The following is a 22701-nucleotide window of genomic DNA, read 5'->3' on the forward strand; positions in this document are numbered from 1 at the left end:
GCCGCAGGCTATCGCTCGAGCGTCTGCTTCATGACAGCCAGGCCCTGCTCGATCATCGATTGCACGGTCTCTTCCAGTTCGTTCGGCAACAGATCGGCGATCCAGACCAGCCGGGTGCGGTCCGCGCCTTCCGCGAAAACCTGCACCGAGGCGTTGTAATGCCTGAACTGTTCGGCGACCGCCGCCCACGCGAGGCGACGCTGATCGTCGTCGATGTCCACGATCGGCTCGCGGACGACCAGCCCGTTCGCGAACGTCACGATCCTGTCGTCGCCTTCGAGTCGACAGTCGGTCACGAAGCCCGGCACCAGGCGCACGTGGATGTTGCCGACATCGCGCACCGCATCCCAGACATCCGCCGGCTCGGCCGCGATCGAGATCTCTTTCCGGATCGATGCCATGGTGGCTCCTGGAAGCGGTTCGCAGCTCGCATCGATATCCGCATCGGCGTTAAGGGCGAGTCGCCGGCGCCGACCGACTACACTGCGCGACCCGTTCGCCCCTGGAAAACCCGCGCATGGCCCTCAAGGCGACCGTGATCAAGGCCGAGCTCCAGCTCAGCGACCTCGACCGGCACCACTACGCGACCTACCCGCTCACCCTCGCCCAGCATCCGTCCGAGACGGACCAGCGGCTGATGGTGCGGCTGGCCGCGTTCGCGCTGTTCGCCAGCGAGCGGCTGGAATTCGGGCGCGGGCTGAGCAACGAGGAAGACCCCGACCTGTGGCTGCGCGATTACACCGGCGACATCGAACAGTGGATCGATCTCGGCCAGCCCGACGAATCGCGCATCCGCAAAGCGTGCGGCCGCGCGCGGCAGGTCATCGTCGTCAATTACGGCGGCCGCGCCGCCGATCTGTGGTGGGACAAGAATTCGGCATCGCTCGCGCGGCTCGAAAACCTGACGGTCATCGACATCGACGCGGCGTCGGTCGAAGCGCTGGCCGCGATGATGGATCGGAACATGCGTTTGAACGCGATCGTCCAGGATGGCGAGCTGCAACTGATGGGCGACAACGGCTCGGTTGCGTTGCGTGCCCGCACGCGCATGGCGCCTGCGCACGCGGCCTGAAAGCCGCTCCGCTCACTCGCCGTCGAGGCAACTTGCGCACGCAGCGCCCGTGAACCGCCCCGCGCATGCACGCTTGCCGGCATCGCGGTCCGCGATTTCCCGATAGGCCGCGCAGGTCTGCTCCGGCAGCGTCGCGATCACAGGCTGCTGGAGTGTCACGCCTTTCGCGTCCGCCGCGGTCAGCCTGGATCCGATCGAATCCGAGCGCAGTTCGATCGAACTCTCACCCGTCCACAATCGCAATGCACTGGCGCGATCCGCGTCGGGCGCAGCGACCAGCAGCACCGCCTGCTTCGATTTCGAATCGAGTGTCAGCATCGCGTTGCTGCCCTCCTCCTGCGTGACGTAGCCGCCGCGCTCGAGGCCTTCTTCGTCGTAGATCAACAATCCGCCCGCCTTGCTGCCGCGTTTGGCGACGCGGCCGTCGGCCATGACCGCGTCGGGCAGATCGCCCCCGAGGCGTGCACGGACGATGCCGTTGGCGTCGACGACCGTGACCTCGGTGGTGCGAATGGGCGCGGAGATCTTCAACGTCGCCGACGCGATCGCCGTGCCCGCCACGAGCAGGAGCGCGAAGAGCCAGGCCAGGTTCTGCCGCAGCAGGAGCGTGCGTAACCGCGCGTTCTCGCGTTCGCATGCGGCGACGCGTTGTTCGAGCAAGCGATCCATGGGAACTCCCGGTGCGTGACCCGGAACCACGATAGCATTCGCTGGATGAGCGGGCACTTCGACACCCTGATCGTAGGCGGCGGCGCGGCCGGCCTGATGTGCGCGATCACCGCGGGCAGGCGCGGCAAGCGCGTGCTCGTCGTCGAACACGCCAATCGCGTCGGCAAGAAGATCCTGATGTCCGGCGGCGGCCGCTGCAATTTCACCAACACCGGCACGTCGCCCGCCAATTACCTCTCCGCCAACCCGCATTTCTGCAAGTCCGCGCTGGCGCGTTACACGCCGTGGCATTTCATCGAGATGGTCGAGCGCCACGGCATCGCCTATCACGAGAAGGAGTTGGGCCAGCAGTTCTGCGACGAGTCGTCCAAGCTGATCGTGAAGATGTTGCTCGACGAATGCAGCGATGCCGGCGTGCGCGTGGAGACGAGCTGCAGCATCGAGCGATTGAGTCACGGCGAGAGCGACGAGTCCCGCTTCCGCCTGCACACCACGCACGGGAATTTTTCCGCGCCGACACTGGTAATCGCCAGCGGGGGGTTGTCGATCCCCAGCATGGGCGCGACCGGCTTCGGTTACGACGTCGCGCGGCAGTTCGGACACGCCGTGTTGCCGACGCGCGCCGGCCTCGTGCCGCTGACGCTCAGCGGCAAGCACCAGGAACGACTGGCCGACCTGAGCGGCGTCGCGTTTCCGGTCAGTGCGACGTGCAACGGCACGAGTTTCAGCAACTACCTGTTGATCACGCACCGCGGCATCAGCGGCCCGTCGATCCTGCAGATCTCGTCGTTCTGGCAACCCGGCGACGATCTGCGCCTGGACCTGTTGCCGGGTCGCGATGCGTTCGAAGCGCTGCAGCAATGGCAGTCCGAACGCCCGGCCGCGGAACTCAAGACCGTGCTCGGCGACGTGATGCCCAAGCGCTTCGCGCAACGCCTGTGCGAACACTGGTTGCCCAATCGCCCGATGAAGCAGTACAACGCGCCGCAACTGCGCGAGATCGCACAATTGCTCGAGAGTTGGGCGCTGGTCGCGAGCGGCACCGAGGGGTATCGCACCGCCGAGGTGACGCTCGGTGGCGTCGACACCGACGAACTGTCGTCGACCACGATGCAATCAAAGCGCGTGCCGGGTCTGTATTTCATCGGCGAAGTCGTCGACGTCACGGGCTGGCTCGGCGGTTACAACTTCCAGTGGGCGTGGGCGTCGGGCCACGCGGCCGGAAACGCCGTTTAGGTGCGACGCGTCGTTGCGTGTGGAGTGCGACGGTCACATCCGGCCCTGGCGGTCGTCCTTGCAGGAAACCCGCACGGAACTGCACGCATGACAATCGAACATTTGTTCCGCCTCTATTGCCGCGTCGCGATCGTCGCGTTCCCGCTGATCGCGGCGTCCCACCTGGTGCGCCATCGCCCCTTGGGTCATGCGCTGACCGAAGCCGCCCAGTGGTCGGCGATCTCAGCGTTGGTCTTCGTTGTCTTCCAGTATCGACAGGCGCGCCGTGGCAAGGTGTGCGCGATGTGCGAACCCCCCAGGTGACGCAGATGCACGATCGCGAACATTTCCTCCGCAAGGCCGTGCAACTCGCACGCGGGAACATCGACGCCGGCGGGCGCCCGTTCGGCGCCGTCGTGGTCAAGGGAGGCAAGGTGATCGCAACGGGCGTCAACCAGATCCTCGCGACGCGCGATCCCACTTCGCACGCCGAGTTGAACGCGATCCGCAATGCCAGCCAGGCGATCGGCGCGCCGGATCTCTCCGGATGCGTCGTCTATGCCAGCGGGCACCCGTGCCCGATGTGCCTCGCGGCGATGCGCATGGCGGGGATCACCGAGGTGTACTTCGCGTATTCGAACGAAGATGCCGCGCCGTTTGGCCTGTCGACCGCGGCCGTGTACGCCGAACTGGCGAAGCCACTGGCCGAGCAAGCGATGACCTTCCGCCATGTTCCGATCCATGCGGAATCGGGCGAAGCGTTGTATGCGGAATGGAAACGTCGCGCCGGTTAGGTGCTCCACGGCACGCTTGCGGGTACGCGAAGCGTTTCTCCAGATCCATTCCAGCCGGACCGGCCGATTGTGATGTCGGCCTGGCCATTCGCGGCGATGTTCGCTTCGATCAACACCGTCATGACCTGATGCGTGGGCACCTTCGCATGCGACGAGTTCGTGATGTCCATCGTGCCTCGATAGCGACACACCAGTGCGTTGCCTGCCTCGTCGCACGTGTCGAAGCCGAATGCCTTCATGCACGCGCGACTCCAACATCCTGTCGACGACACGCCTGCCTGGACCTTCTTGACGAGCGCGCCCTCGTCGACCATCCAATCTTTCGCGACGATGCGCCCCAGCGCACTTGCGCCGAGGCCGCGCGAATCCACGTCGATCCTCGGTTGATCGCGAGCGTAGAGCGCGATGAAGGCGACGGCCAGCAGCGCACCGATCGCCAATAGCAAGAGCACGGCACCACGCGCAAGACGTCCCTTCGACATGCGACCTCCCCGACCCGCTCCCCGTGCGCCCTAGCTTCTCAAAAAAAAACGCCCCCGGAGACGGGGGCAAAATTTGTTGGGCCTTTCCCTGATTTCGAGGCGCGCATTGCGCGCCTGCAACTCCTCCTCGAGTCGCCGCCACAGCGTCGCGAAGCGGCCGTGACGGCGACGGGAAAACGAGGCGCGCGCGACCCTCGATCCGATGAAGCGTCGCGCGCCGCCGATGCGTGGCATCACTGGCTCGCGTTCGATGTCCTCGCGGCTTCGACCGCGCGTTTCGTGTGCAGCAATGGCTGACCCGTCGCATTGCGATCGGCGGTCTGCTCCAGCAACGCGCGCATTTGCGCGCCCGACAGGTTCGGATTGACGGCGAGCATCTTGGCTGCAGCGTTGACGACGACGGGCGTGGCCATCGAGGTGCCTGACGGATAGGACAGCGCGCCGCCGGGCAATCGCGCGGGAACGCGGTCGCCGTTGGCATAGAGCGTGACTTCGGGTCCCGTGTTGGTCCAATCGGTTTTATTGCCCTTGCGATCGACGGCGCCGATCAACAGGAAGTTCGGCAACGCGAACCGCGTCGCGGGGTTGGCTTCTTCGACGCTGGTTCCCGCGTTGCCCGATGCGCCCACGAACAGGACCGCGGGTGCGGCGGCCATGCCTTCGCGCAATGCAGTACGGATCGCTTCGACGGTGTAGCGCGCCAACGCGCGACGTTCCTCGATCGGCGTGTCGGCGGCGCAGCGTTCGAGGTTCCCCAGGTAGGCGGCTTCGGCGCGGCCCCACGACATGTTCACGACGCGCGCCTTGTGCTCCACCAGGAAGGCGAGCTGGTCGCGGATGGAAGCCGCTTCCCGGTCCGCGAGTTCGCGGCTCCAGCAAGGCACCGGCGGCGAGCCGTGCCACCACTCCATGCGCGCGATGACGATTTCGGTGCGATCGAGCCCCGCCAATGCGATGTCGGCGACGGCGGTGCCGTGCACGTAGCCGCTCCAGCGCCCGACGGCATCGTCGAACAATGCCTTCTCTTCGGGCGTCTGCTGCTTCAGGCGTTCCTGCAGCGCGCGAGCGCGCGGACTGTCGACGTTGCCGTCGATGTCGTCGAACGCCTGCAGGACGCGATTGAGGTCGTCCTGCCACGTCGAAACGGAAGCCGGCAGCTTCGCCATCGGCGTGTCCTGGCGCAGCTTGAATGCATCGTATCCGCGCACGAGGTCCTGCGCGGACTCGGATCGGGCAACGCGCCCCTCGAACAACGTCGTGTCGACGCCGCTGTCCCAGATACCGATGCGGAGCTTTTCGCCATTCGACGATGCAGGCACCTGCACGTCGCGCGCGGCCCAGAAGTCGCCTTGCGCGGCGGGTTCGCCGGCATTGGACGCGCCGACCGCCACCACGGGCAAGGCGACGAGCGCAAGCATCCACTTGGGCATGAACATTGCCGATGTCCCCTTGAGACGTCCGTCGAAGGTGCGCGGCGCAACTCCCCGCCACGCCCTCCGATGGACAACGCAGACGCCTGCGCAAGCAGGACATCGCGCATCGGTCCGGCTTATGCCTGTCCGGCTTCCTCCGGCGGCGGCTGCAACTCCGCGGCCAATGCCTCGAACTCGCTGATCGTCGTTTCGAGGGCGTCATAGAACTCGCCCTGCCGCGTCATCAGGTCTTCGATCTTCTTCTGTTGCTTGAGCTTGGACAACTCGCCGTCGAACAACAGCCACTGCGTCGTCAGCAGTTCCACGTTGTTCTTCGAGTAGTGCCGCATCTCCTTGAGTTGCAGCACCGTGTCGTTGACGTGTTCCAGCGGGGTCTTGGTATCCGCCGTCATGGCATCCTCCTTGGCCGGTTCAACCCTTCGCGACCGCGCGATCCAGCGCGGCGATGTCGATCTTCTTCATTTCCATCATTGCGCCGAACGCGCGCGTCGCCGTGTCGCCGCCTTCGTTCATGAGCTCGATCAGGCGCTTGGGCGTGATCTGCCACGAGAGACCGAAGCGATCCTTGCACCACCCGCACATGCTCTCTGCGCCGCCGTTGGTGGTGATGGCATTCCAGTAGCGATCGGTTTCCGCCTGGTCCTCGGTCGCGACCTGGAAGCTCACCGCTTCGTCGAACTTGAACTCCGGCCCGCCGTTCAACAGCAGGAACGGCATGTCGAAGATCGTCATCTCCACGGTCAGCACGTCGCCCTTCTTGCCGGACGGATAATCGCCCGGGGAGCGCTGGATGGCGCCGATGCGACTGCCCGGAAACGTGTCGGCGTAGAAGCGCGCGGCTTCTTCGGCGTTCTTGTCGAACCACAGGCAAGGCTGGATCTTGGCGACCATGTGTGCCTCCGTGAGTGGGCCAAACACGGACCTTAATGCGCCCCGCATGAGAGCAGGGTCAAGGGGTCATGCAGGCCATGTGAACGCGAGTCACGTGGTGACCCCACCGCGCGTTCAACCCAGCGTGGCGACCAACGCAGCGCGCTGCCGCGCGTCGAGCATCGGCCCGACGCCGGCCTTCAGATTGTCGACCTGATGCTTCGGTTTGCTCGTCGCCGGGATCACTGCGGTCACCGCATCCGGCGAAAGCGCGAACTTGAGGAACAGTTGCGCCCACGAATCGGCGCCGACGTCCTTCGCCCACGCGGGCACGGGTTTGTCGCGCACGCGCTGGAACAGCCGCCCATCGTCGAACGCGCGATTGATCAGCACCGCGATGCCGAGGTCCTTCGCAACGGGCAGGATCGTGCGCTCGAAGCCGCGCGACACCGGCGAGTAGTTGATCTGCACGAAGTCCGGCTTGTGCTTGCGCAATTGCGCCGCGAGTTCGTCCTGCGCGTCCTCGCGATAGTGGGTCAGGCCGATGTAACGCGCCCTGCCCTGCGCCTTGAGCTCGCGCGCGACGGCAATCTGCGTTTCGGTGTCCTGCAGGTTGTGCACCTGCAACAGATCGACCTTGTCCGTGCGCAAGCGACGCAGCGACGCCTCGAACTGCGCGAAGCCTTCGTCGCGTCCCTGCACGCCGGACAACTTGGTGGCGACGAAGAGGCGCTCGCGCAGCTTCTGCGCGGCGACGAGATCGCCGAGGACGTCTTCGGCGGAACCGTAGGTCGGTGCGGTGTCGACCACCTTCCCGCCCGCGGCGGCGAAGATCGACAACACTTCGCGCAACGCTACGCGTGCTTCCTCGTCGTCGCCGACTTCGAAACTGTCCGACGTACCCATGCCGATCACGGGGAGGCGTTCACCGGTCGAAGGGATCGGGCGAGTCATCAGCGTTCCCTCGAACTTCGGCGGTCGCGATGCAGTGGATGCTTCGCGACCGCACGCGGCCAGCGGCGCGAGCGCGGCGCCCGCGAGGGCGAGGCTTGCGGTTGCGAGGAAGTCGCGACGATCGGCCATGGCGGCATTGGAACGGCTGCATGCCTTGCTGGCAAGCGCTGGCCTCCCTGGCTCAGGCGTTGATCGCCTCGCGGTCACGGAATGTCGTCGTCATCCATGCGATGGCGACGACGATCGTCAACACGACCAGGCCGATGCCCGCATGCGCCTGGTCGCCCTGCAGGTACGTATTGCAGAGCCGCTCGGGCGCTTGCTGGTACATGGCGCCGACGGCGCCGGTCATCCAGACCCAGTTAAGGACGAAGAACGCCTGCACGGCGGTGCGCGCGCGGCCCAATGACATCACGGCGCACCAACCGGCCAGCACGACGCTCGCGACCTTCGCCATACCGATCGCCGGGACGAGCACGGCCGCATCGAGCGCGATGGGCAGCATCCAGAACGCGGAGACGAGCATCGCCACGGTGAGGCCGGTCAGTCCGTTGGCGTCGATCGTCGCGAACCACGCAGGTGCATGTCTTCGCATGCGTACGGCTGCCCACGCACCGATCGCGAAGAGCAGCGGAATCTCGACGAGCATGTGCGTGAACATCCGTTGCTCGAGCCACGGCTGCGCTAATGCGAGGCCAGCGAGGGCGAGGCCCGGAGCAAGCGCGGAGGTTGCGACGCGCTTCATTGCGTCGATGCCAACGTCGTGAGCCGCAGCAGCACTTCGTCCGCCGCGTCGGGATCGAACGCATCGAAGATGCGGCCTTCGCGATCGACGAGGAACAGGGCGCCGTTGTGGATCAATTCGCCATCCTCGCCGGGGATGACGACGACGCCGAATGCATCGAGCAGTCGATCGAGATCGCGCTGCGTGGTCACGGTGGCGATCGCCCATTGCCCGGGCTGCGCCTTGACGTGATGCGCGTACTGCGCCAGCACGTCAGGTGTGTCGCGCGCCGGGTCGAAGCTGATCGTCAGCAGACCGACGCGCGAATCGAGCGCCTTCGCCTCCAGGTTCGACTGGAGCCAGGCTTCGCTGGACGACGTGAGCAGGCACAACGTCGTGCATTGCGTGTAGACCAGCGCGACGACGGTCCATTCCTTCTCGCCGACGGCGCTTCGCAACGGGACGATGCGGTTGCGACTGTCGACCAGCGCGATGTCGGGCACCGCGACCGGCGCGCTCGCGAATTCGACTTGCCGCGCCTTGTCGCTGGTCAATGCGCGGAATCCCCGCGTCGTCGCATGCACGCAGCACATCGCCGCAACCAGCACGACCACGATCGCGACCGCCGTTGGCCACCAGCGCCGATTCATTGCGCCCTGCCCTTCACCGTCGCGCCGCGGATCCACGCGATGTCGGCTTCGGTCATCTCGCTTGCATCGTTGCCCCACGACCGACGGACGTGGCTCAGCACGAGCGCGAGTTCGCGATCGTCGAGATGATCGAATGCAGGCATCAGGCCGTCGTACGCGACGCCGTTGACTTCGATCGGGCCGCTCATGCCGTTCAGTGCGATCGACGCGAGGCGTGCGGGATCGCCGGTCACGCGCGGGGACCCTGCGAGCGGAGGAAACACGGGGAAGCGCCCTTCCCCGCGAGACCCGTGGCAGTTCGCGCAGGACGTTGCGTAAAGCTCGGCGGCCGTTGGCGCCTTCGTGCGCGCCGCCGCGACGGGCGCCTGCAGCACGGAACGATTCACCGCAGGATTCAACCGCATGCACAACACGGCCGCCCATGCGAGCAGCCCGATCGCAAGGCCCCACACGAGCAGCTTCGACTCACGCACCGGATGCGATCAACTGGTGGCGATGTAGTAGATCGCCCAACCCAGCAACGACGCCACGAGTGCGAGGAACACCTTGGGGATCGGCTTGTTGAGTTCCTGCGGATCGGGATTTTCCTGATCGCGCGCGACGGGGGATTCATTGCGACGCATCGGCGTCTCCTTTCGTGTCGGCATCCGTGCGCATCGCGGAGGCCAGCGCCTTGGCCTGCGCGGCGTCGCCCGGCTCGGTCGCGTCGTACTTGCGACGCAGCGATTTCAGATAGGCGACCAGGTCCCTGGCATCCTGCGTCGGCACGATGCGCTTACCCGCGGGAACGGCGGTCGAAGGCAGCGGCACCGTGTACTGCCCCGGCGCCACTTCGACCGCGACGACTGCCTCGAACAGGAACGGATACGCGGGCATCGTGCTCGCCGGCACGTAGGCGCGCGGCTGGTACAGGTGGCCGTAATGCCAGTCGTCCGACGGAATACGGTCGCCGATGTTGAACAAGTCGGGGCCCGTGCGCATCGTGCCGAGCATCGTCGGGCGATCGTAGAAGTAATCGGCGGCGAGCGACGGTCGCCCCCAACCACGCTGCGCATCGGCACGTCCCGCGCCCGTCGCGCTGGGTTGCTGCGTATGGCAGGCGATACATCCGCTGGAGATGTAGACCTCGCGACCGCGCAATTCCTGCTCGGTGTAGGCCTTCAATCCGGCCGGCGGCGGCACGTCCTTCAGTTGCAGGAACGGTGCGGCCACCATCGCCGAGGTCGCGAGCGCGAGGGTCACCATCGCGCCGGCCACGAGTTTGACTTCGTTTTCCATCTCAGTTCGCCACCTGCGCGAGGACTCGAACGGCTTTCGCATCCGCCTGTCGCTGCTTCTCGGCGGCCTTGAGCGCCAACCAGAAGTGCACGGCGAACACGATGTGGCCCAGCGTCATCAACGTTCCGCCGACCGATCGACCGATCAGCCACGGATGCGTGACCTTGACCGCTTCGATGAAAGGCACCGCACCATCGAGCAGCTTCAGGCCCTGCAGCACGCCGCCGATGCTGAGCAGCACGACGTACACCGCGAACCCGCCGGCGACCAGCCAGAAGTGCCACGAGATCAACGCGGGCTTCGGCCACTTCACGTCGAGCACGCGCGGCACCGCGAAATACATGCCGCCGAACAGCACCATCGACACGAAGCCGTACATGCCGATGTGCGCATGCGCCACGGTGAAGTGCGTGAAGTGCACGACCGAGTTGAACGAACGCAACGCTTCGAACGAGCCCTGCACGGACGCCACCGTGTACATCATCGCGCCGAACACGATGAAGCGCAGCGTGTGCGAGCGCTTCAACACGCCGAAATGGCCCTTGAGCGTCTGGTGCTGGTTGATCGAGAACGCGAGCACCGGGATCAGCATCATCACGCTCTGCACGATCGACAGCGTGACCAGCCACTCGGGGATCGGGCCACCGATCAGGTGATGCGCGCCGACCTGGCCGTAGAAGAACGCGAGCGTCCAGAAGCCGAGCAGCGACAGGTTGTACGAACGCACCGGCCTGCCGATCACCTTCGGCAGGAAGTAGTAGACGCACGCGAGCGAGATCGGCGTGTAGAACAGGCCGAGCACGTTGTGCCCGAACCACCAGTTCATCGTCGCCTGCTCGACGCCGAAGTGCAGGCCGGGGATCTTCGCCACGATGTAGAGGATCGGGAACCAGAACAGCGCCGCGCCGATGTACCAGACCGACACGTACAGGTGATGCACGCGGCGACTGCGCAGCATCAGCACCATCGGAACACCGATCAGCATGCCGCCGATCGCGAACAACGTGCCGATGTACCAGGGGATCTCGAGCCATTCCATGCCCGTGTTCAACCCGTTGGCGATGCCGACGATGCCCGCGACGAGCCCCGCGTTCCAGATCATCGCGCCCGCGATGACGAGACGCGGCGCTTGCAGCGGCGTGCGCAACAGGCGCGGCAACAACCACACGACGAGCCCGAGCAGGCCCATCGGCGCCCAGCCGTAGGCGACGAGGTTGAGATGGATGGCGCGTAGGCGACCGAACGTCAGCCAGGCCTGTTCTACGAGCAGATCGGGCGCGTGCAACTTGATGGAACTCAGCAAGCCCGCGGCCGACCCCACGAGCAACCAGGTCACCGCGAAAGTGAACATCACGAAGACGGGCACCGCGGTCGCGCGATCGGCAGCTGCGCGCGCCGTCAGTTCCTGCGCCTGCTCCGCATCGCGCGGCACGAGGGGCGCGACGCCATTGGCCGGATCGTCGAATCGCCCGATTTCCTCGGGCGCGAAGATCACGCCCGCGCCGCGGGCATCCTGGTCGAACAGGCCCTTGCGAAGAGACCAGATGAAGGCGAAGAGGCCGACGACCGACAGGATGAAGGTCGCGAGCAGGAGCGCGGTGGGGTTCATTGGCGATGTGGTGCAAACGACGCCCTGGGGGAGGCGCGCGCAGGTTACGCGCGGGGCTCGACGTTGCTCAGATGCAGTTCGCGCGCAAACGACCGGATCAGATGCGTGCGCGGAAATACGGTGTTGCCCGCACGACAACCCGGAGCGCCCTGGTGTTCACCCCTTGACGCACACCACCTGACGCAGCGTGTGCACGATCTCGACGAGATCGCGCTGCGCTTCCATCACGGCTTCGATCGGCTTGTAGGCCGCGGGCGATTCGTCCACCACGTCCGCGTCCTTGCGGCACTCGACGTGCGCCGTCGCGCGCGCATGATCGTCGAGACTGATGCGCTTCTTCGCCTCGGTGCGGCTCATCACGCGGCCGGCGCCGTGGCTGCAGCTGTGGAAGCTGTCCGCGTTGCCGAGTCCGCGCACGATGAAGCTCTTCGCGCCCATGCTGCCCGGGATGATCCCGAGTTCGCCCTTGCGCGCGCTCACCGCGCCCTTGCGCGTCACCAGCACGTCCTGGCCGAAGTGACGTTCGCGATTGACGTAGTTGTGGTGGCAGTTCACCGCTTCGGCGTCCGCCTCGAACGGTTTTTCGATCACGCTGCGCGCGGCATGCACCACGTTGCGCATCATGATTTCGCGATTGGTGCGCGCATATCGCTGCGCCCAGTCGACCGCGAACACGTAGTCGCCGTAGTGGTCGCTGCCCTCCGGCAGGTACGCGAGGTCCTGGTCCGGCAGGTTGATCATGTGGCGACGCATGTCCTGCTTGGCGAGTTCGATGAAGTGCGTGCCGATCGCGTTGCCCACGCCGCGCGAACCGGAGTGCAGCATGAACCACACGCGATCCTCTTCGTCCAGGCATACCTCGACGAAGTGGTTGCCCGTGCCGAGCGTGCCGAGATGGTTGAGATTGTTGGTGTTCGCAAGGCGCGGATGGCGTTCGCAGATCGTCGTGAAGTCGTCGACCAACGTCGCCCAACCTTTTTCGACGTGCGCGGGCGGATTCGCCCACGCGCCCGTGTCGCGCTTGCCGCGGCCCACGCTGCGGCCGTGCGGCACCGCGCGTTCGATCGCGCTGCGCAATTCGCCGAGATGATCGGGAAGGTCGGACGCCGTCAGCGTCGTGCGCGCGGCGATCATGCCGCAGCCGATGTCGACGCCCACCGCGGCGGGAATGACCGCGCCGATCGTCGGCACGACCGACCCCACCGTCGCGCCCTTGCCGAGGTGGACGTCGGGCATCACCGCGATCCAGCGATGGATGAAGGGCAGCTTCGCGATGTTGCGCAGCTGCTCGCGCGCGGCGTCTTCCAGCGGCACGCCGCGCGTCCATAACTTGATGGGCGCGGCGCCTTGATCCTGGATGACGTCGTAGTGCTGCATGGGCCTACCTTAGTCCGCGGAATCGAATGATGCGGTGAACCGGCGACCGTGCGCGAGCCTTGAACCACGCGCCGCACTCCCCAATGTTGCGAAGGCCGCAACCTGCCAGGGCCCAGCCCATGTCCAGCCAGCCCCCTTCCTACTCGCCCATCAATTGTGAGTTCCATGACGTGCTGGAAACACGCGCGACGACGCGCGCGTTGACGTCGGTGGTCTTCCGCAACGAAGCCGGCGAGGTCGAACGACGCAGCGCGGTCATCAGCGACGTCTTCGCACGCAACGGCGAAGAGTTCCTCGTGCTCGACTCGGGCGACACCGTGCGCCTGGACCGCCTGTTGCAAATCGACGACGAGAAACTCGCCGACTACTGACGCAACGACGCGTCAGCGTCCGCGCGGCTCGCGCCAGTCGCGATACCGCAGGTAGGCCGGCGTCTGCGTCGGCCGACCGCGTTCCTCGAGTCGCTCCGACAGCCACTGGAACCATTCGAACATCAGCGGATGCCGTTGTTCGACGCGATGCGCTTCGACCCACGGACGCAGCCGCTGCCACAACAACACGACTGCGCCTCCGATCAGCTCTTCGACCAAGGGCAACGGCAGGCTGCCGCGGTAGACGAGCAGGCCCATCGTTTCGAAACGCGTGCCCATTGCGAGCGCGGCTTCTTCGTAGTCGTCGCCGAGCGCGCGGAAATCCTCCACCGGGCAATCGATCGGCAATGGATAGAGCAACCGGAACGCATGCGTGAACTCACGATCCTGCAGCGAGCGCATCAACTCGATCGCCGCCGCGTCGTGGCGCTGCTGCCGATACTGGCGGATCTGCACCATGCCGAAGACCAGTGCCACAACGACCGCCACGCCGCCGAGGATCTGCGCGACTTGCGAGAGTTCCATCAGGTCCATGACAGGTGGAACGCGGGATTCGCACCGTGGCGGACCATAAAACAAGGGCCCGCGTCGCCGCGGGCCCTGTTGCATTCCGGCGCGTGAAGAATCACTTCTTCCCGGCGGCCACACCCTTGTCGACCACCAGCTTCACCACGACCTTGCGCGCGCCCGCGTTGTTGCCGCTGCCCGCGTCGGGCGCGACGCCCATGCCGTCGCCCGCGGTCACGCGACCCGGCGCGAGGCCGCCCTGCGACTGCAGGAAGTCGGCGACGTTGTTCGCACGCGCGGTGCTCAGGCGCTTGTTCGCAGCCGCATCGCCGGTCGAGTCGGTGAAGCCCTGCATGACGACCGCGTAGTCCTGGGTTTCCTTCGCCTTCGCGGCGAGCGCCATCAGGTCGGACTTGCCCTTCGCGTTGATCGCGGTGCTGCCCGAGGCGAACATCACTTCGGCTTCGGCGATCGCTTCGTACTTGCCGAAGTCGTCCATGCGCTTGCCCATCGCATCGACTTTCGTGTCGGTGGGCTTGACGCCGGCCTGCACCTGCTGCGCGGTGCGGAAATCGTCGGAGCGGAACGAGATCGCGCTCGCCTGTTGTGCGCCGCCCTGTTCGACGAGGTCGGCGACGATCGGCAAACCGGCGATCAGCGCACTCTGTTCGACGCGCTCGAAGCGCACGGCCGCGAGGCCTTCCTTCTTCTTGATCTCGGTGGCCGAGGTCAGGGTGATCTGGTGGTCGACGTTGTTCGAATCGCGCACGGTGACCGTGTTGCCGTCGATCGCGGTGATCAGGCCCTTGATCGAACTCTTGTCGCCGTCGGCGGCGAAGGCCGGCAGCGCCGCCAGCGCGGCGGCCAACGCGGCGATTCGCATCGCCTGGTACAAACGCTTGCTGGACATGCGCGTGCTCCTTTGCCTGGCGGCAGTTGGGGGGAGGAGCGTTGCGCTTTGGTGCCGCCGCTTCAATTGGCCGTTCGGCCAACGCATGGCTCAGCCGTGCGCTCGCCCCCTCGATGCGAGCCTGAACATCGCGGCAGAGCCAAGCCAGATCGCCACGAACAGCGTCGTGCCCATCACGATCTCCCAGGCTTCGCCCAGTTTTCCCGCCAATGCGAAGCCGCCGACCAGCGCCTGCGCACACGCGGTCGCGAGCATCACGAAGGCCATGCCCGACGCGCGCGCGCGCACCACGATCGCGCCGGCGATCTCCACCAGCAGCACGCCGCCGAACAGCAGGTTCGCCGGATTGCCTTCGTCGCCAATGAAGCCGACCGCGAGGTTCACCCAGACCAGCAGGAGCGCACCACCGACCGCCGCCGCGGCTCCGAGCCGATAGATCACGCCGCCCGACATGCGCGCGAAGACCTCGAACGCGGCGCCCGCGAGCGCCAGCATCACGCCCATCGCCACGAAGTCCTGCGCGGTCCACACCACGCCCTCGGCTCCGAGCTGCATCGCGATCGCGGGCAGCAACAGCACGCCGCCGGCCGCGCACCACATCGCCTTGCGCAGGAAGCTGCGATTCCACGTCGAGCTGCCTTCCATGTCCGCGTCTCCGGTCGATTCGGTTGCGCGCAGCCTGCAGCGCCGCGGTGAGCCGGCGATGGGGCGATTGTGAAGCGGGGAAGAAGTCGCTCAGTCGTCCGCGCGGCGCAGGCCGAGCATCCGCAGGGTCGCCACCAGCGGCGCCTTGAACGGCAACAAGCACGTGCGATACAGCGCCGAGCGGAAACGACTGAGGCGCGGCAAGCGATGGCCGAGGCCTTCCTCGATCGTGTAGAGACAGGGATTGCAGATGCCGCAGGGCTTGCCGCGGATCGGGTCGTGGCAGAACCAGGTCATGTCCATGATCGGCCGCCATCCGCGCTCGTCGGCTTCACGCGCCATGTCGAGCTTGCTCACCTCGAACAACGGCAACGAGAAGTGGCGGAACAGCCGGTGCAGTTCCGCCGCGTCCGCGCGCCGCCCACGGTGGCGCGCGTCGAACCGATGCGTGCGGTAGCCATCGCCCTCTTCTTCCTCGATCACGAACGGTTCGAGCACCCCGTGCGCCTTGTCGTCGCGATGGATGCACAACTCGATCTCGTCGATGCGCTGCTCCGTGCAGAACCACGCGAGCCATTCGTACTGGCGGCCCAGGTGCGTGCGCTGCAAGGTGTGTTCGTACGCGTCGTGGATCGCCGCGTCGGGCGCCAGGCGCGCGACGTCGAAGAAGCGCGTGGGATGCAGCAGCTCGTGCGTTTCAGGAAAACGCTCGAGCAACGCGCCGCGGATGCGCGCCATCGTCGCGATCTCGATCGTCGTCGACGGCCGGCGTTCGCGCTTCAGGTAATACGGCGTGACGGGCTTGCGGTGGACGAGCAGCAGCCGCAGCAACTGGAACGTCGAGTCCCAGCCCCCGGTCCACAGCAGCCGGACACTCCGCTCCTGCCGGATGTCGGCTGCGTTCGCGTGTTGGCGGTGCGATTGCTGCACGCGGGCATGTTCCCAACTCCGGGATCAACGCCGGTTTCACGTCGGCGCCTGCAACGCGGCCACGTGTCGCACGGCCAGGCCCAGCACTTGTTCGGGCAACTCCCGATGCGGCACGTGCCCGCATTCAAGCAGGTGCATCGTGGCGGTACCGGCGACGAGCGAGACGATGCGTTCGGGGTGTCGCGTCGATCCGAACTCGTCGTCGAGGCCGTGCATCACGAGCGTCGGGCATGCGACGCGGCGCAGGTCGTCGTCGAGGTTCCACTGCGCGAAGTCGTCGGCCAGCCAGGTGTCGATCCACGCATGCAGCACCCATTCGGCCTTGTCGCCGTGGTATTTGCGCAGTCGATCGAGTTGCCCCGGTCTCGCGAACGCCCGTTTCGCCTCGACGATGCCCGCGATGGTGCGGTCCTCGACGAAGGCCTGCGCCGATTCGGTGATCAGCGCGCGGCATGCCTGCGGATACGCCGCGGCGCAGGCGACCGCCATGCCGCCGCCGACGCTGTGGCCGAAGGCGATGAAGTCGTCGATGCCCAGTCGTTCGCGCAGCGCGCGGACGCCTTCACGCGCCTCGGTCTGTACGAAGTCGTTGGACAGCCGGCCTGGATGCGGATCGGATCGGCCGAACCCCAGGCGGTCGTAGGCGACGACGTCGTGCCCCGTCGCTTCGGCGAGCGCCGCGGGGAAGTCGCGCCACAGCTCGACGGAGCCCAGCGAATCGTGGAACAGCACGATCGGCGCGGCCCCGACGCGCGATCCGCGGTGGCGCATCGCATGAAGGCGACCGAGCCGCGTCGGGATCCAGCAGGTTTCCATGGTTGCCATGTCGACCAAAAGCGAACAATTCCTTAAGGGAAGATCGCCCCACGCCGGTCGTCGGCGCAAGTCGGCGCGCGGGTTGCATCACGGCGGCGAACCTTTGGCGTTCGTGACACCATGCACCCGTGCCCGGATCGGAATGGACGGCCACGCATGCTCGACGCCAAGCCCGTGGAGCTTCTCTGGACAGGTGGATTCGATTCCACGTTCCGCCTGCTCACGTTGTTGCTCGATCATCGCCTGCCCGTGCAGCCGTCGTACCTGTACGACGCGCGCCGCGCGTCGGCGCCGATCGAAGTCGCGACGATGGATCGCATCCGCGCCGCGCTCCTGCAAGCGTATCCCGACGCGCGCGAACTGCTGCTGCCGACACGCATCGACTCCGTCCCTGCGCACGATCCCGACGACGACGTACAGCATGCGTTCGAAACGATCCTGCGCGACCACCGTATCGGCGACCAATACGCGTTCCTCGCGCGTTGGTGCCGCGAACGCGGACTGCGCGAAGTCGAGTTGTCGTGCGAATGGGGACCGCGCGGCACGCCGCATGCGCTGGAACCGTTCATGACGCCGGCGGCCTCGCAACACGGCCTGCCGACGTTCCGCCTGCATCGCGATGCGCCCGAAGCGTTCCAGCTTGTGTTCGGCATGTACACCTTCCCGCTGATGCGCATGACCAAGCTGGAGGAAGCGCAGATCGCAACGCGCCACGGCTGGAACGCGTTGCTCGCCGAAACCTGGTTCTGCCACCGGCCCACGCGCAAGCAGCGCCCGTGCGGGTTCTGCAATCCGTGCCAGTACGCGCTGGAAGAAGGCTTCGGCGCGCGCATCCCGCGGTCGCGGCGCGCGTTATCGCACTTGTTCAACGCCACGCTGATGCCGCTGCGCGGGCGCGCGCGGCAAGTCCTGCGGCGCTTGCGTCGCCATGCGCTGGGCTGAGCCGTCATGGCGCCCGTTCCTGCCGCCGTCGTGTTCGTGGCCGACGTCGCGCGCGTCGCGGCCTTCTACTGCGACGTCTTCGGCATGGCCCGGCTCGAAGGCGACGCGGGTTACGCGGTGCTCGCGCGCGACGGATTCCAGTTGACCGTCCACGCCCTGCAGGGCGAGCCCATGCCGCTGGGCGGGGTGCGGGAAGACGCATACGTGAAGGTGTGCTTCCCCGTCCGCAGCATCGAGGCCGCGCGCGCCGCGGCGGCCCGCGCCGGCGGCGAGATCTGGCCGGCCGATCGTGCGTGGGAGGCGCCCTCGCGCGGGTTCCGGGCATGCGACGGGCGCGACCCCGAGGGCAACGTGTTCCAGGTCCGCGAGGCGTTGTAAGCCCGCGAACGCAGGCGCGTGGTGGCGGGCTGTGATATCAGGGGCCGTCGTGCGTATCACCCCGGCAAGCCCTTCCGACACTCGCCCACAGTGACCGCCGCCATCGCCCTGACCCTCGACTTCCAGGCATCGCTCGCCGCGCACCGCGGGATCGTGCTCAAGATCGCGGCCACGTATGCGCGCTCGCCCGAAGACCGCGCGGACCTCGCGCAGGACATCGCGATGCAGCTGTGGCAAGCGTGGCCCGGTTACGACGCCGCGCGCAACGTCGCCACGTGGATGTATCGCGTCGCGCTCAACGTCGCGATCTCGTGGCAACGCCGCGAACGCCATCGCCGCCACGACGCGCTCGACGACGACGCGCAGGCACACCTGGCCGGCGCGCTCGACGTGGATGTCGAAGCCCGCGAACAACTCGCGCTCGTGCAACGCGCGATGGCATCGCTCACCGACGTCGACCGCGCCTTGCTGCTGTTGCACCTGGAAGGCTGCAGCCATCGCGAAAGCGCCGAGATTCTCGGCACGACCGAAGGCAACGTCGCCACGCGGTTGAACCGCATCAAATCCCACCTGCGGCGCGAAGTCGCCGACGCATGACGGAGACGATCATGGAACTGCACGAACTCGAATCGGCATGGAAGACCCTGGATGCGCAGGTTGCGCAACAGGACGTCGAACTCAAGCAATTGCGCACGCAGAACCTGCGCATGCGCATGCGCGGCAAGTTGATGCGCGCCTCGTTCGGCCAGTGGGCGCAGCTGGGGATCGGCCTGCTGTTCGCGCTCTGGGGCGGCAGCTATTGGTTCGATCATCTCGGCACGCCGCACCTGGTCGCCTACGGGCTCGCGGTGCATGCGTACGGCATCGCGCTGCTCGCGACCGCCGTCGTGATGTTGCTGCACCTGGCCGCGGTCGATTACGCGCAGCCGGTGGCCGACGTGCAACAGCGCCTGCTGACGTTGCGCCGCACGCGCATCCGCAGCGAACGCGTGTGCTGGATCGTCGGCGCCGTCGTGTGGGTGCCGATCATGATGATCGCGCTGCGCACGATCGGGCTCGATGCCTGGCTCGCGAATCCGGCCTGGGTGCTCGGCAACCTGGCCGCGGCCGTCGCCATCGCGGCGGCCGCGGCGTGGGTGATGTGGCGCCGGCCTGCGTGGTTCGCGAAGCTGTCGATGGACGGCCCGCTGGCGGAAGTCGAACGCCAGCTCGCCGACATCAGCGAGTTGCGCGCCTGAGCGACACCGCGCGTTGCAGCAATGCGCCGGCGATCATCGCGGGAATGAACAGCAACGCCGTCCACATTCCGCCGCCCGCGCCGACCAGCACCGGGCCGGGGCAATAGCCCGAAAGGCCCCAGCCCACGCCGAAGATCGCCGCACCCGCGACGAGCCGCGCATCGACGATGCGATTGGTGGGGAGATGGAAATCGGCGTCGAGCAGCGGACGATCGCGACGCAGCACGAAGCGGAACAACACCAGCGTCGTCCCCATCGCACCGATCATCACGAAGAGCAGCGACGGATCGAAGTCGCCCGCCAGGTCGAGGAAGCCGAGCACGATGTTCGGATCGCTCATGCGCCCGACGACGAGACCGATGCCGAACAACGCACCAGCCAGGAACGCGGCGACGACGCGCTTCATGCCGCCGCGCCCAGCACGTGGCGCACGACGAACACGGTGGCGATCGCCGTCGCCATGAACACCAGCACCGCGACGATCGAACGCTTCGACAAACGCCCGACGCCGCAGACGCCGTGACCGCTCGTGCAACCGCCGCCGAGCGTCGTGCCGTAACCGACGAGCAGGCCTGCGACGACGAGCACCGGCCAACTCGCGGGCGACAACGCGCGTTGTCCGACGACATGCATCGCCACGCCGCCGGCGAGCACGAGACCGAACACGAACGCCGCACGCCAGCCCCACTCGGTCCACGACGAACGCCGCACGATGCCGTCGACGATCCCGCTCACGCCCGCGATGCGGCCGTTCGCCCACAACAGCCACGTCGCGGCGAGACCGATGAGTACACCGCCCAGCAATGCAGAGAGCCATGGATGCATGCGCGCACTCTACGACACGCGCGCGTCACCCCGGTGGGTGCCATCGCTCCGGATGGGATTTGCGCGGGCGTAGTTTCGCCATTCGGTGGTCCCCACCCACCGAAGGAGAACACGCAATGAAAACTCAGCGGCTGTTGCGCGCATGCGCATTGACGTTCGCACTGACCTTCGCGAACGGCATCGTATCCGCGGCGACACCGGCCCAACCGCTGGTGCAGGCCGAAGCCATCACCACCGCGCCCGGCGTGACGGTCAATGGCTGGGCACGCGGCTTCAATGCACCGCGGGGCTTGAAGTACGGCTACTGGCCGATCAACGGCTACAACCAACTGCATGTGGCCGAAGGCGGCACCGGCGGCACGACGTCCACCGCGTCGCTGTGCAAGCAGGTCGATCCGCCGATCGGTCCGTACACGGGTTCGCGCACGGGCGGGCGTGTGTCCGTCATCGCGCAGACCTTCGACTTCCCCCGGCCGTCCCGCACGACCATCACCGACCAGCTTCCGAGCAGCCAGACGAGCGTCGAAAGTGGTTCGCTCGTCAGTGGTGCGGCCGACGTCGCGTTCATCGGTTCGAAGTTGTACGTACTCGTGTCCGGCGGCGGTTGCTCGCACGGCGTGCCGTATCGACCCAACGCCGTCGTGCGCATCGACAACGGCCGGCCCGTGCTGGTCGCCAACCTCAGCACGTGGTTGCGCGCACATCCCGGCAGCGCACTCGGACCGGATGTCGAACCCGACGGCACGTGGTACAGCATGGTCGCGCTCAACGGCATGTTGTACCTGATCGAACCGAACCACGGCCTGTTCGTGCGCGTGAATCCGCTGACGGGTGCGGTGACGCAGTTGCTCGACGTGTCCGGCGTGTTCGGTCGCCATGTCGTGCCGACGGCGCTCGCGTATCACAAGGGCTACTTCTACATCGCCAACCTCGGCACGTTCCCGATCGTCGACGGCACGCAACGCGTCTGGCGCGTGCTGACGAATCCGTTGCGCCTGCAACGCGTGGCGACGGGCACCGCGATCGTGGCCCTGGCGTTCGACGCCAACGATGCGATGTACATCCTGCAGTTGACGTCCGGCGCGCCCGGGCCGACGCCGGGCATGGGCAGCATCGTGCGCATCCGTCCCGGCGGCCAGCCGCAGACGATCGTGAGCGGCCTGACGTTCCCGACGGGCATGACGATCGCGCCCGGGGGGCGCGTGATGTTCGTGTCGCACATGGGGTTCGGCGCGCCGGGGTCCGGCGAGATCCTGCGCGTGGATCTGTTCCCGCCAGGCCAACCGTGACGTGCAAAGCAGCGCCCTCCCCCGCACCGCGGGGGAGGGTCGGCGAGGGAAGCGCCGGGGACGGGCCTCGCTTGTTACTTCGCGACTTTCTCCAGCGACAGCACGACCGACTCGGCCGCGGTGACGACCACGGTGTCGCCGATGCGCGGCTGGGTCAGCAACGTCGGATCCTGCACCTTCACGGTGACGTAGTTGCCGTTCGGGCCCTTGAGCGTGGCCGTCTGCGTGGTGCGGTCGAGCGCCTCGATCGTCGCGACGACGCGGAAGATGCGCGCCGCGCCGCCGGCCGGCGCCTGGCCTTCCGGCGCGACACCGCCGCCTTCGACGGCGACGAGGGGTTCGGCCTTCTCTTCTTCGGTCGGCGCGCGCAGCTCGCTGGTGATGCCGACGGTGTAGGTCGCGCGCACGGTGTCGCCGACGGCCACTTCGTCGAAGCGCTTCACTTCCGGGCCGACGTCGATCGTGCTCGTTTCGCCGTCTTCGTTCTTCAGCGTGACCTGGCGCTTCTCGCGGTCGACGGCGGTGACGGTCGCGGTCGACTCGACGGTCTGTTCCATCGTGCGCGGGGCTGCGGTGGTCTGCTGCGCGAAGGCAGGCAGCATGCAGGCGGCGAGGCAGGCGATCAGCAGCGGGCGAAGCGCGGTTCGACGATCCATGGCGAGCTCTCCGGGACGGGGGAAAGGCGCAGTCTCGGATCGCCGCGCCTGCGCCGATATTGCCCCT

Annotated in this window: 32 protein-coding genes; 10 read left to right on the forward strand and 22 right to left on the reverse strand. The window is 66.8% G+C overall.

The features are described from left to right. Positions 1-8: 8 nt before the first annotated feature. On the reverse strand, positions 9-401 hold the full coding sequence (locus LK996_RS11915) for an SRPBCC family protein (RefSeq protein ID WP_230527589.1): 393 nt from the start codon (positions 399-401) through the stop codon (positions 9-11). A gap of 116 nt (positions 402-517) precedes the next feature. Here LK996_RS11915 and LK996_RS11920 point away from each other — a divergent pair, with 116 nt between their 5' ends. Beyond that, the gene (locus tag LK996_RS11920) at positions 518-1072 is read left to right on the forward strand and encodes a YaeQ family protein (RefSeq protein ID WP_230527590.1); all 555 of its coding nucleotides are present in this window, start codon (positions 518-520) and stop codon (positions 1070-1072) included. Between the two features lie 12 nt (positions 1073-1084). Here the strand turns inward: LK996_RS11920 and LK996_RS11925 are convergent, their stop codons facing one another. Then, the gene (locus LK996_RS11925; RefSeq protein WP_230527591.1) at positions 1085-1741 is read right to left on the reverse strand and encodes a hypothetical protein; all 657 of its coding nucleotides are present in this window, start codon (positions 1739-1741) and stop codon (positions 1085-1087) included. A gap of 45 nt (positions 1742-1786) precedes the next feature. Here LK996_RS11925 and LK996_RS11930 point away from each other — a divergent pair, with 45 nt between their 5' ends. The 3 genes from LK996_RS11930 to LK996_RS11940 all read left to right on the forward strand — a co-directional run bounded on the left by LK996_RS11930 (position 1787) and on the right by LK996_RS11940 (position 3750). Next, a complete protein-coding gene (locus LK996_RS11930) occupies positions 1787-2977 on the forward strand; it encodes a BaiN/RdsA family NAD(P)/FAD-dependent oxidoreductase (protein WP_230527592.1) in 1191 nt (396 codons plus the stop codon). Between the two features lie 87 nt (positions 2978-3064). Beyond that, positions 3065-3280, forward strand: a complete 216-nt coding sequence (locus tag LK996_RS11935; RefSeq protein WP_230527593.1) for a hypothetical protein — start codon at positions 3065-3067, stop codon at positions 3278-3280. Between the two features lie 5 nt (positions 3281-3285). After that, on the forward strand, positions 3286-3750 hold the full coding sequence (locus LK996_RS11940) for a nucleoside deaminase (protein ID WP_230527594.1): 465 nt from the start codon (positions 3286-3288) through the stop codon (positions 3748-3750). Here the strand turns inward: LK996_RS11940 and LK996_RS11945 are convergent. From LK996_RS11945 to LK996_RS12000, 12 genes are all read right to left on the reverse strand, one after another. Then, on the reverse strand, positions 3747-4232 hold the full coding sequence (locus LK996_RS11945; protein ID WP_230527595.1) for a hypothetical protein: 486 nt from the start codon (positions 4230-4232) through the stop codon (positions 3747-3749). The two genes, LK996_RS11940 and LK996_RS11945, sit on opposite strands and share 4 nt — an antisense overlap. Before the next feature lie 233 nt (positions 4233-4465). Then, positions 4466-5668 (reverse strand): S8 family peptidase, encoded by a 1203-nt coding sequence (locus LK996_RS11950; RefSeq protein ID WP_230527596.1) that lies wholly within the window; start codon positions 5666-5668, stop codon positions 4466-4468. Between the two features lie 113 nt (positions 5669-5781). After that, entirely contained in the window at positions 5782-6057 is a 276-nt protein-coding gene (locus LK996_RS11955) for a hypothetical protein (RefSeq protein ID WP_230527597.1), read from the reverse strand. A 19-nt stretch (positions 6058-6076) separates the two neighbouring features. Next, positions 6077-6556, reverse strand: coding sequence for a VOC family protein (locus LK996_RS11960; protein ID WP_230527598.1), 480 nt, complete (start codon positions 6554-6556; stop codon positions 6077-6079). Between the two features lie 114 nt (positions 6557-6670). Then, the gene (locus tag LK996_RS11965; protein WP_230527599.1) at positions 6671-7618 is read right to left on the reverse strand and encodes an aldo/keto reductase; all 948 of its coding nucleotides are present in this window, start codon (positions 7616-7618) and stop codon (positions 6671-6673) included. 52 nt (positions 7619-7670) lie between these two features. Next, a complete protein-coding gene (locus LK996_RS11970; RefSeq protein WP_230527600.1) occupies positions 7671-8234 on the reverse strand; it encodes a hypothetical protein in 564 nt (187 codons plus the stop codon). Continuing rightward, positions 8231-8863 (reverse strand): SCO family protein, encoded by a 633-nt coding sequence (locus LK996_RS11975; RefSeq protein WP_230527601.1) that lies wholly within the window; start codon positions 8861-8863, stop codon positions 8231-8233. The genes LK996_RS11970 and LK996_RS11975 overlap by 4 nt, the downstream gene beginning before the upstream one ends. After that, the gene (locus tag LK996_RS11980) at positions 8860-9336 is read right to left on the reverse strand and encodes a c-type cytochrome (RefSeq protein WP_230527602.1); all 477 of its coding nucleotides are present in this window, start codon (positions 9334-9336) and stop codon (positions 8860-8862) included. Before LK996_RS11980 ends, LK996_RS11975 begins: the two co-directional genes overlap by 4 nt. Positions 9337-9345: 9 nt before the next feature. Continuing rightward, positions 9346-9486, reverse strand: a complete 141-nt coding sequence (locus tag LK996_RS11985) for a hypothetical protein (RefSeq protein WP_230527603.1) — start codon at positions 9484-9486, stop codon at positions 9346-9348. Further along, a complete protein-coding gene (locus LK996_RS11990; protein WP_230527604.1) occupies positions 9473-10141 on the reverse strand; it encodes a cbb3-type cytochrome c oxidase subunit II in 669 nt (222 codons plus the stop codon). Before LK996_RS11990 ends, LK996_RS11985 begins: the two co-directional genes overlap by 14 nt. Position 10142: 1 nt before the next feature. Further along, on the reverse strand, positions 10143-11750 hold the full coding sequence (locus LK996_RS11995; RefSeq protein WP_230527605.1) for a cbb3-type cytochrome c oxidase subunit I: 1608 nt from the start codon (positions 11748-11750) through the stop codon (positions 10143-10145). A 156-nt stretch (positions 11751-11906) separates the two neighbouring features. Beyond that, positions 11907-13127 carry an RtcB family protein gene (locus LK996_RS12000; RefSeq protein ID WP_230527606.1) on the reverse strand — a complete coding sequence of 407 codons (1221 nt, stop codon included), beginning with the start codon at positions 13125-13127 and terminating at the stop codon, positions 11907-11909. 119 nt (positions 13128-13246) lie between these two features. Here LK996_RS12000 and LK996_RS12005 point away from each other — a divergent pair, with 119 nt between their 5' ends. After that, positions 13247-13498 carry a hypothetical protein gene (locus LK996_RS12005; RefSeq protein ID WP_230527607.1) on the forward strand — a complete coding sequence of 84 codons (252 nt, stop codon included), beginning with the start codon at positions 13247-13249 and terminating at the stop codon, positions 13496-13498. Between the two features lie 12 nt (positions 13499-13510). Here the strand turns inward: LK996_RS12005 and LK996_RS12010 are convergent, their stop codons facing one another. The 5 genes from LK996_RS12010 to LK996_RS12030 form a co-directional block, all read right to left on the reverse strand. Beyond that, positions 13511-14023: a DUF4760 domain-containing protein gene (locus LK996_RS12010; RefSeq protein ID WP_230527608.1), complete on the reverse strand. Its 513-nt coding sequence runs from the start codon at positions 14021-14023 to the stop codon at positions 13511-13513. A 100-nt stretch (positions 14024-14123) separates the two neighbouring features. After that, the gene (locus LK996_RS12015; protein WP_230527609.1) at positions 14124-14915 is read right to left on the reverse strand and encodes an OmpA family protein; all 792 of its coding nucleotides are present in this window, start codon (positions 14913-14915) and stop codon (positions 14124-14126) included. 90 nt (positions 14916-15005) lie between these two features. Then, complete coding sequence (locus LK996_RS12020) at positions 15006-15560, reverse strand: hypothetical protein (RefSeq protein WP_230527610.1); 555 nt, start codon at positions 15558-15560, stop codon at positions 15006-15008. A gap of 90 nt (positions 15561-15650) precedes the next feature. After that, a complete protein-coding gene (locus LK996_RS12025; RefSeq protein WP_230527611.1) occupies positions 15651-16490 on the reverse strand; it encodes a hypothetical protein in 840 nt (279 codons plus the stop codon). 36 nt (positions 16491-16526) lie between these two features. Next, positions 16527-17315, reverse strand: a complete 789-nt coding sequence (locus LK996_RS12030; RefSeq protein WP_230527612.1) for an alpha/beta fold hydrolase — start codon at positions 17313-17315, stop codon at positions 16527-16529. Between the two features lie 147 nt (positions 17316-17462). Here LK996_RS12030 and LK996_RS12035 point away from each other — a divergent pair, with 147 nt between their 5' ends. From LK996_RS12035 to LK996_RS12050, 4 genes are all read left to right on the forward strand, one after another. Further along, the gene (locus LK996_RS12035; protein WP_230527613.1) at positions 17463-18248 is read left to right on the forward strand and encodes a 7-cyano-7-deazaguanine synthase; all 786 of its coding nucleotides are present in this window, start codon (positions 17463-17465) and stop codon (positions 18246-18248) included. A 6-nt stretch (positions 18249-18254) separates the two neighbouring features. Continuing rightward, the gene (locus tag LK996_RS12040) at positions 18255-18626 is read left to right on the forward strand and encodes a VOC family protein (RefSeq protein ID WP_230527614.1); all 372 of its coding nucleotides are present in this window, start codon (positions 18255-18257) and stop codon (positions 18624-18626) included. A gap of 90 nt (positions 18627-18716) precedes the next feature. Next, positions 18717-19223, forward strand: a complete 507-nt coding sequence (locus tag LK996_RS12045; protein WP_230527615.1) for an RNA polymerase sigma factor — start codon at positions 18717-18719, stop codon at positions 19221-19223. 11 nt (positions 19224-19234) lie between these two features. Continuing rightward, a complete protein-coding gene (locus tag LK996_RS12050; protein WP_230527616.1) occupies positions 19235-19864 on the forward strand; it encodes a hypothetical protein in 630 nt (209 codons plus the stop codon). Here the strand turns inward: LK996_RS12050 and LK996_RS12055 are convergent. Next, a complete protein-coding gene (locus LK996_RS12055; protein WP_230527617.1) occupies positions 19845-20270 on the reverse strand; it encodes a DUF6691 family protein in 426 nt (141 codons plus the stop codon). The two genes, LK996_RS12050 and LK996_RS12055, sit on opposite strands and share 20 nt — an antisense overlap. Further along, entirely contained in the window at positions 20267-20689 is a 423-nt protein-coding gene (locus LK996_RS12060) for a YeeE/YedE family protein (RefSeq protein WP_230527618.1), read from the reverse strand. The genes LK996_RS12055 and LK996_RS12060 overlap by 4 nt, the downstream gene beginning before the upstream one ends. Positions 20690-20805: 116 nt before the next feature. On the opposite strand from LK996_RS12060, the gene LK996_RS12065 reads away from it, so the two are divergent. Beyond that, entirely contained in the window at positions 20806-21978 is a 1173-nt protein-coding gene (locus tag LK996_RS12065; protein ID WP_230527619.1) for a ScyD/ScyE family protein, read from the forward strand. A 74-nt stretch (positions 21979-22052) separates the two neighbouring features. On the opposite strand, the gene LK996_RS12070 is transcribed toward LK996_RS12065, so the two are convergent. Further along, a complete protein-coding gene (locus LK996_RS12070; protein ID WP_230527620.1) occupies positions 22053-22634 on the reverse strand; it encodes a hypothetical protein in 582 nt (193 codons plus the stop codon). Positions 22635-22701 lie beyond the last annotated feature (67 nt).

The sequence above is a fragment of the Noviluteimonas lactosilytica genome (genome assembly GCF_020866925.1).
Classification (GTDB): domain Bacteria; phylum Pseudomonadota; class Gammaproteobacteria; order Xanthomonadales; family Xanthomonadaceae; genus Noviluteimonas; species Noviluteimonas lactosilytica.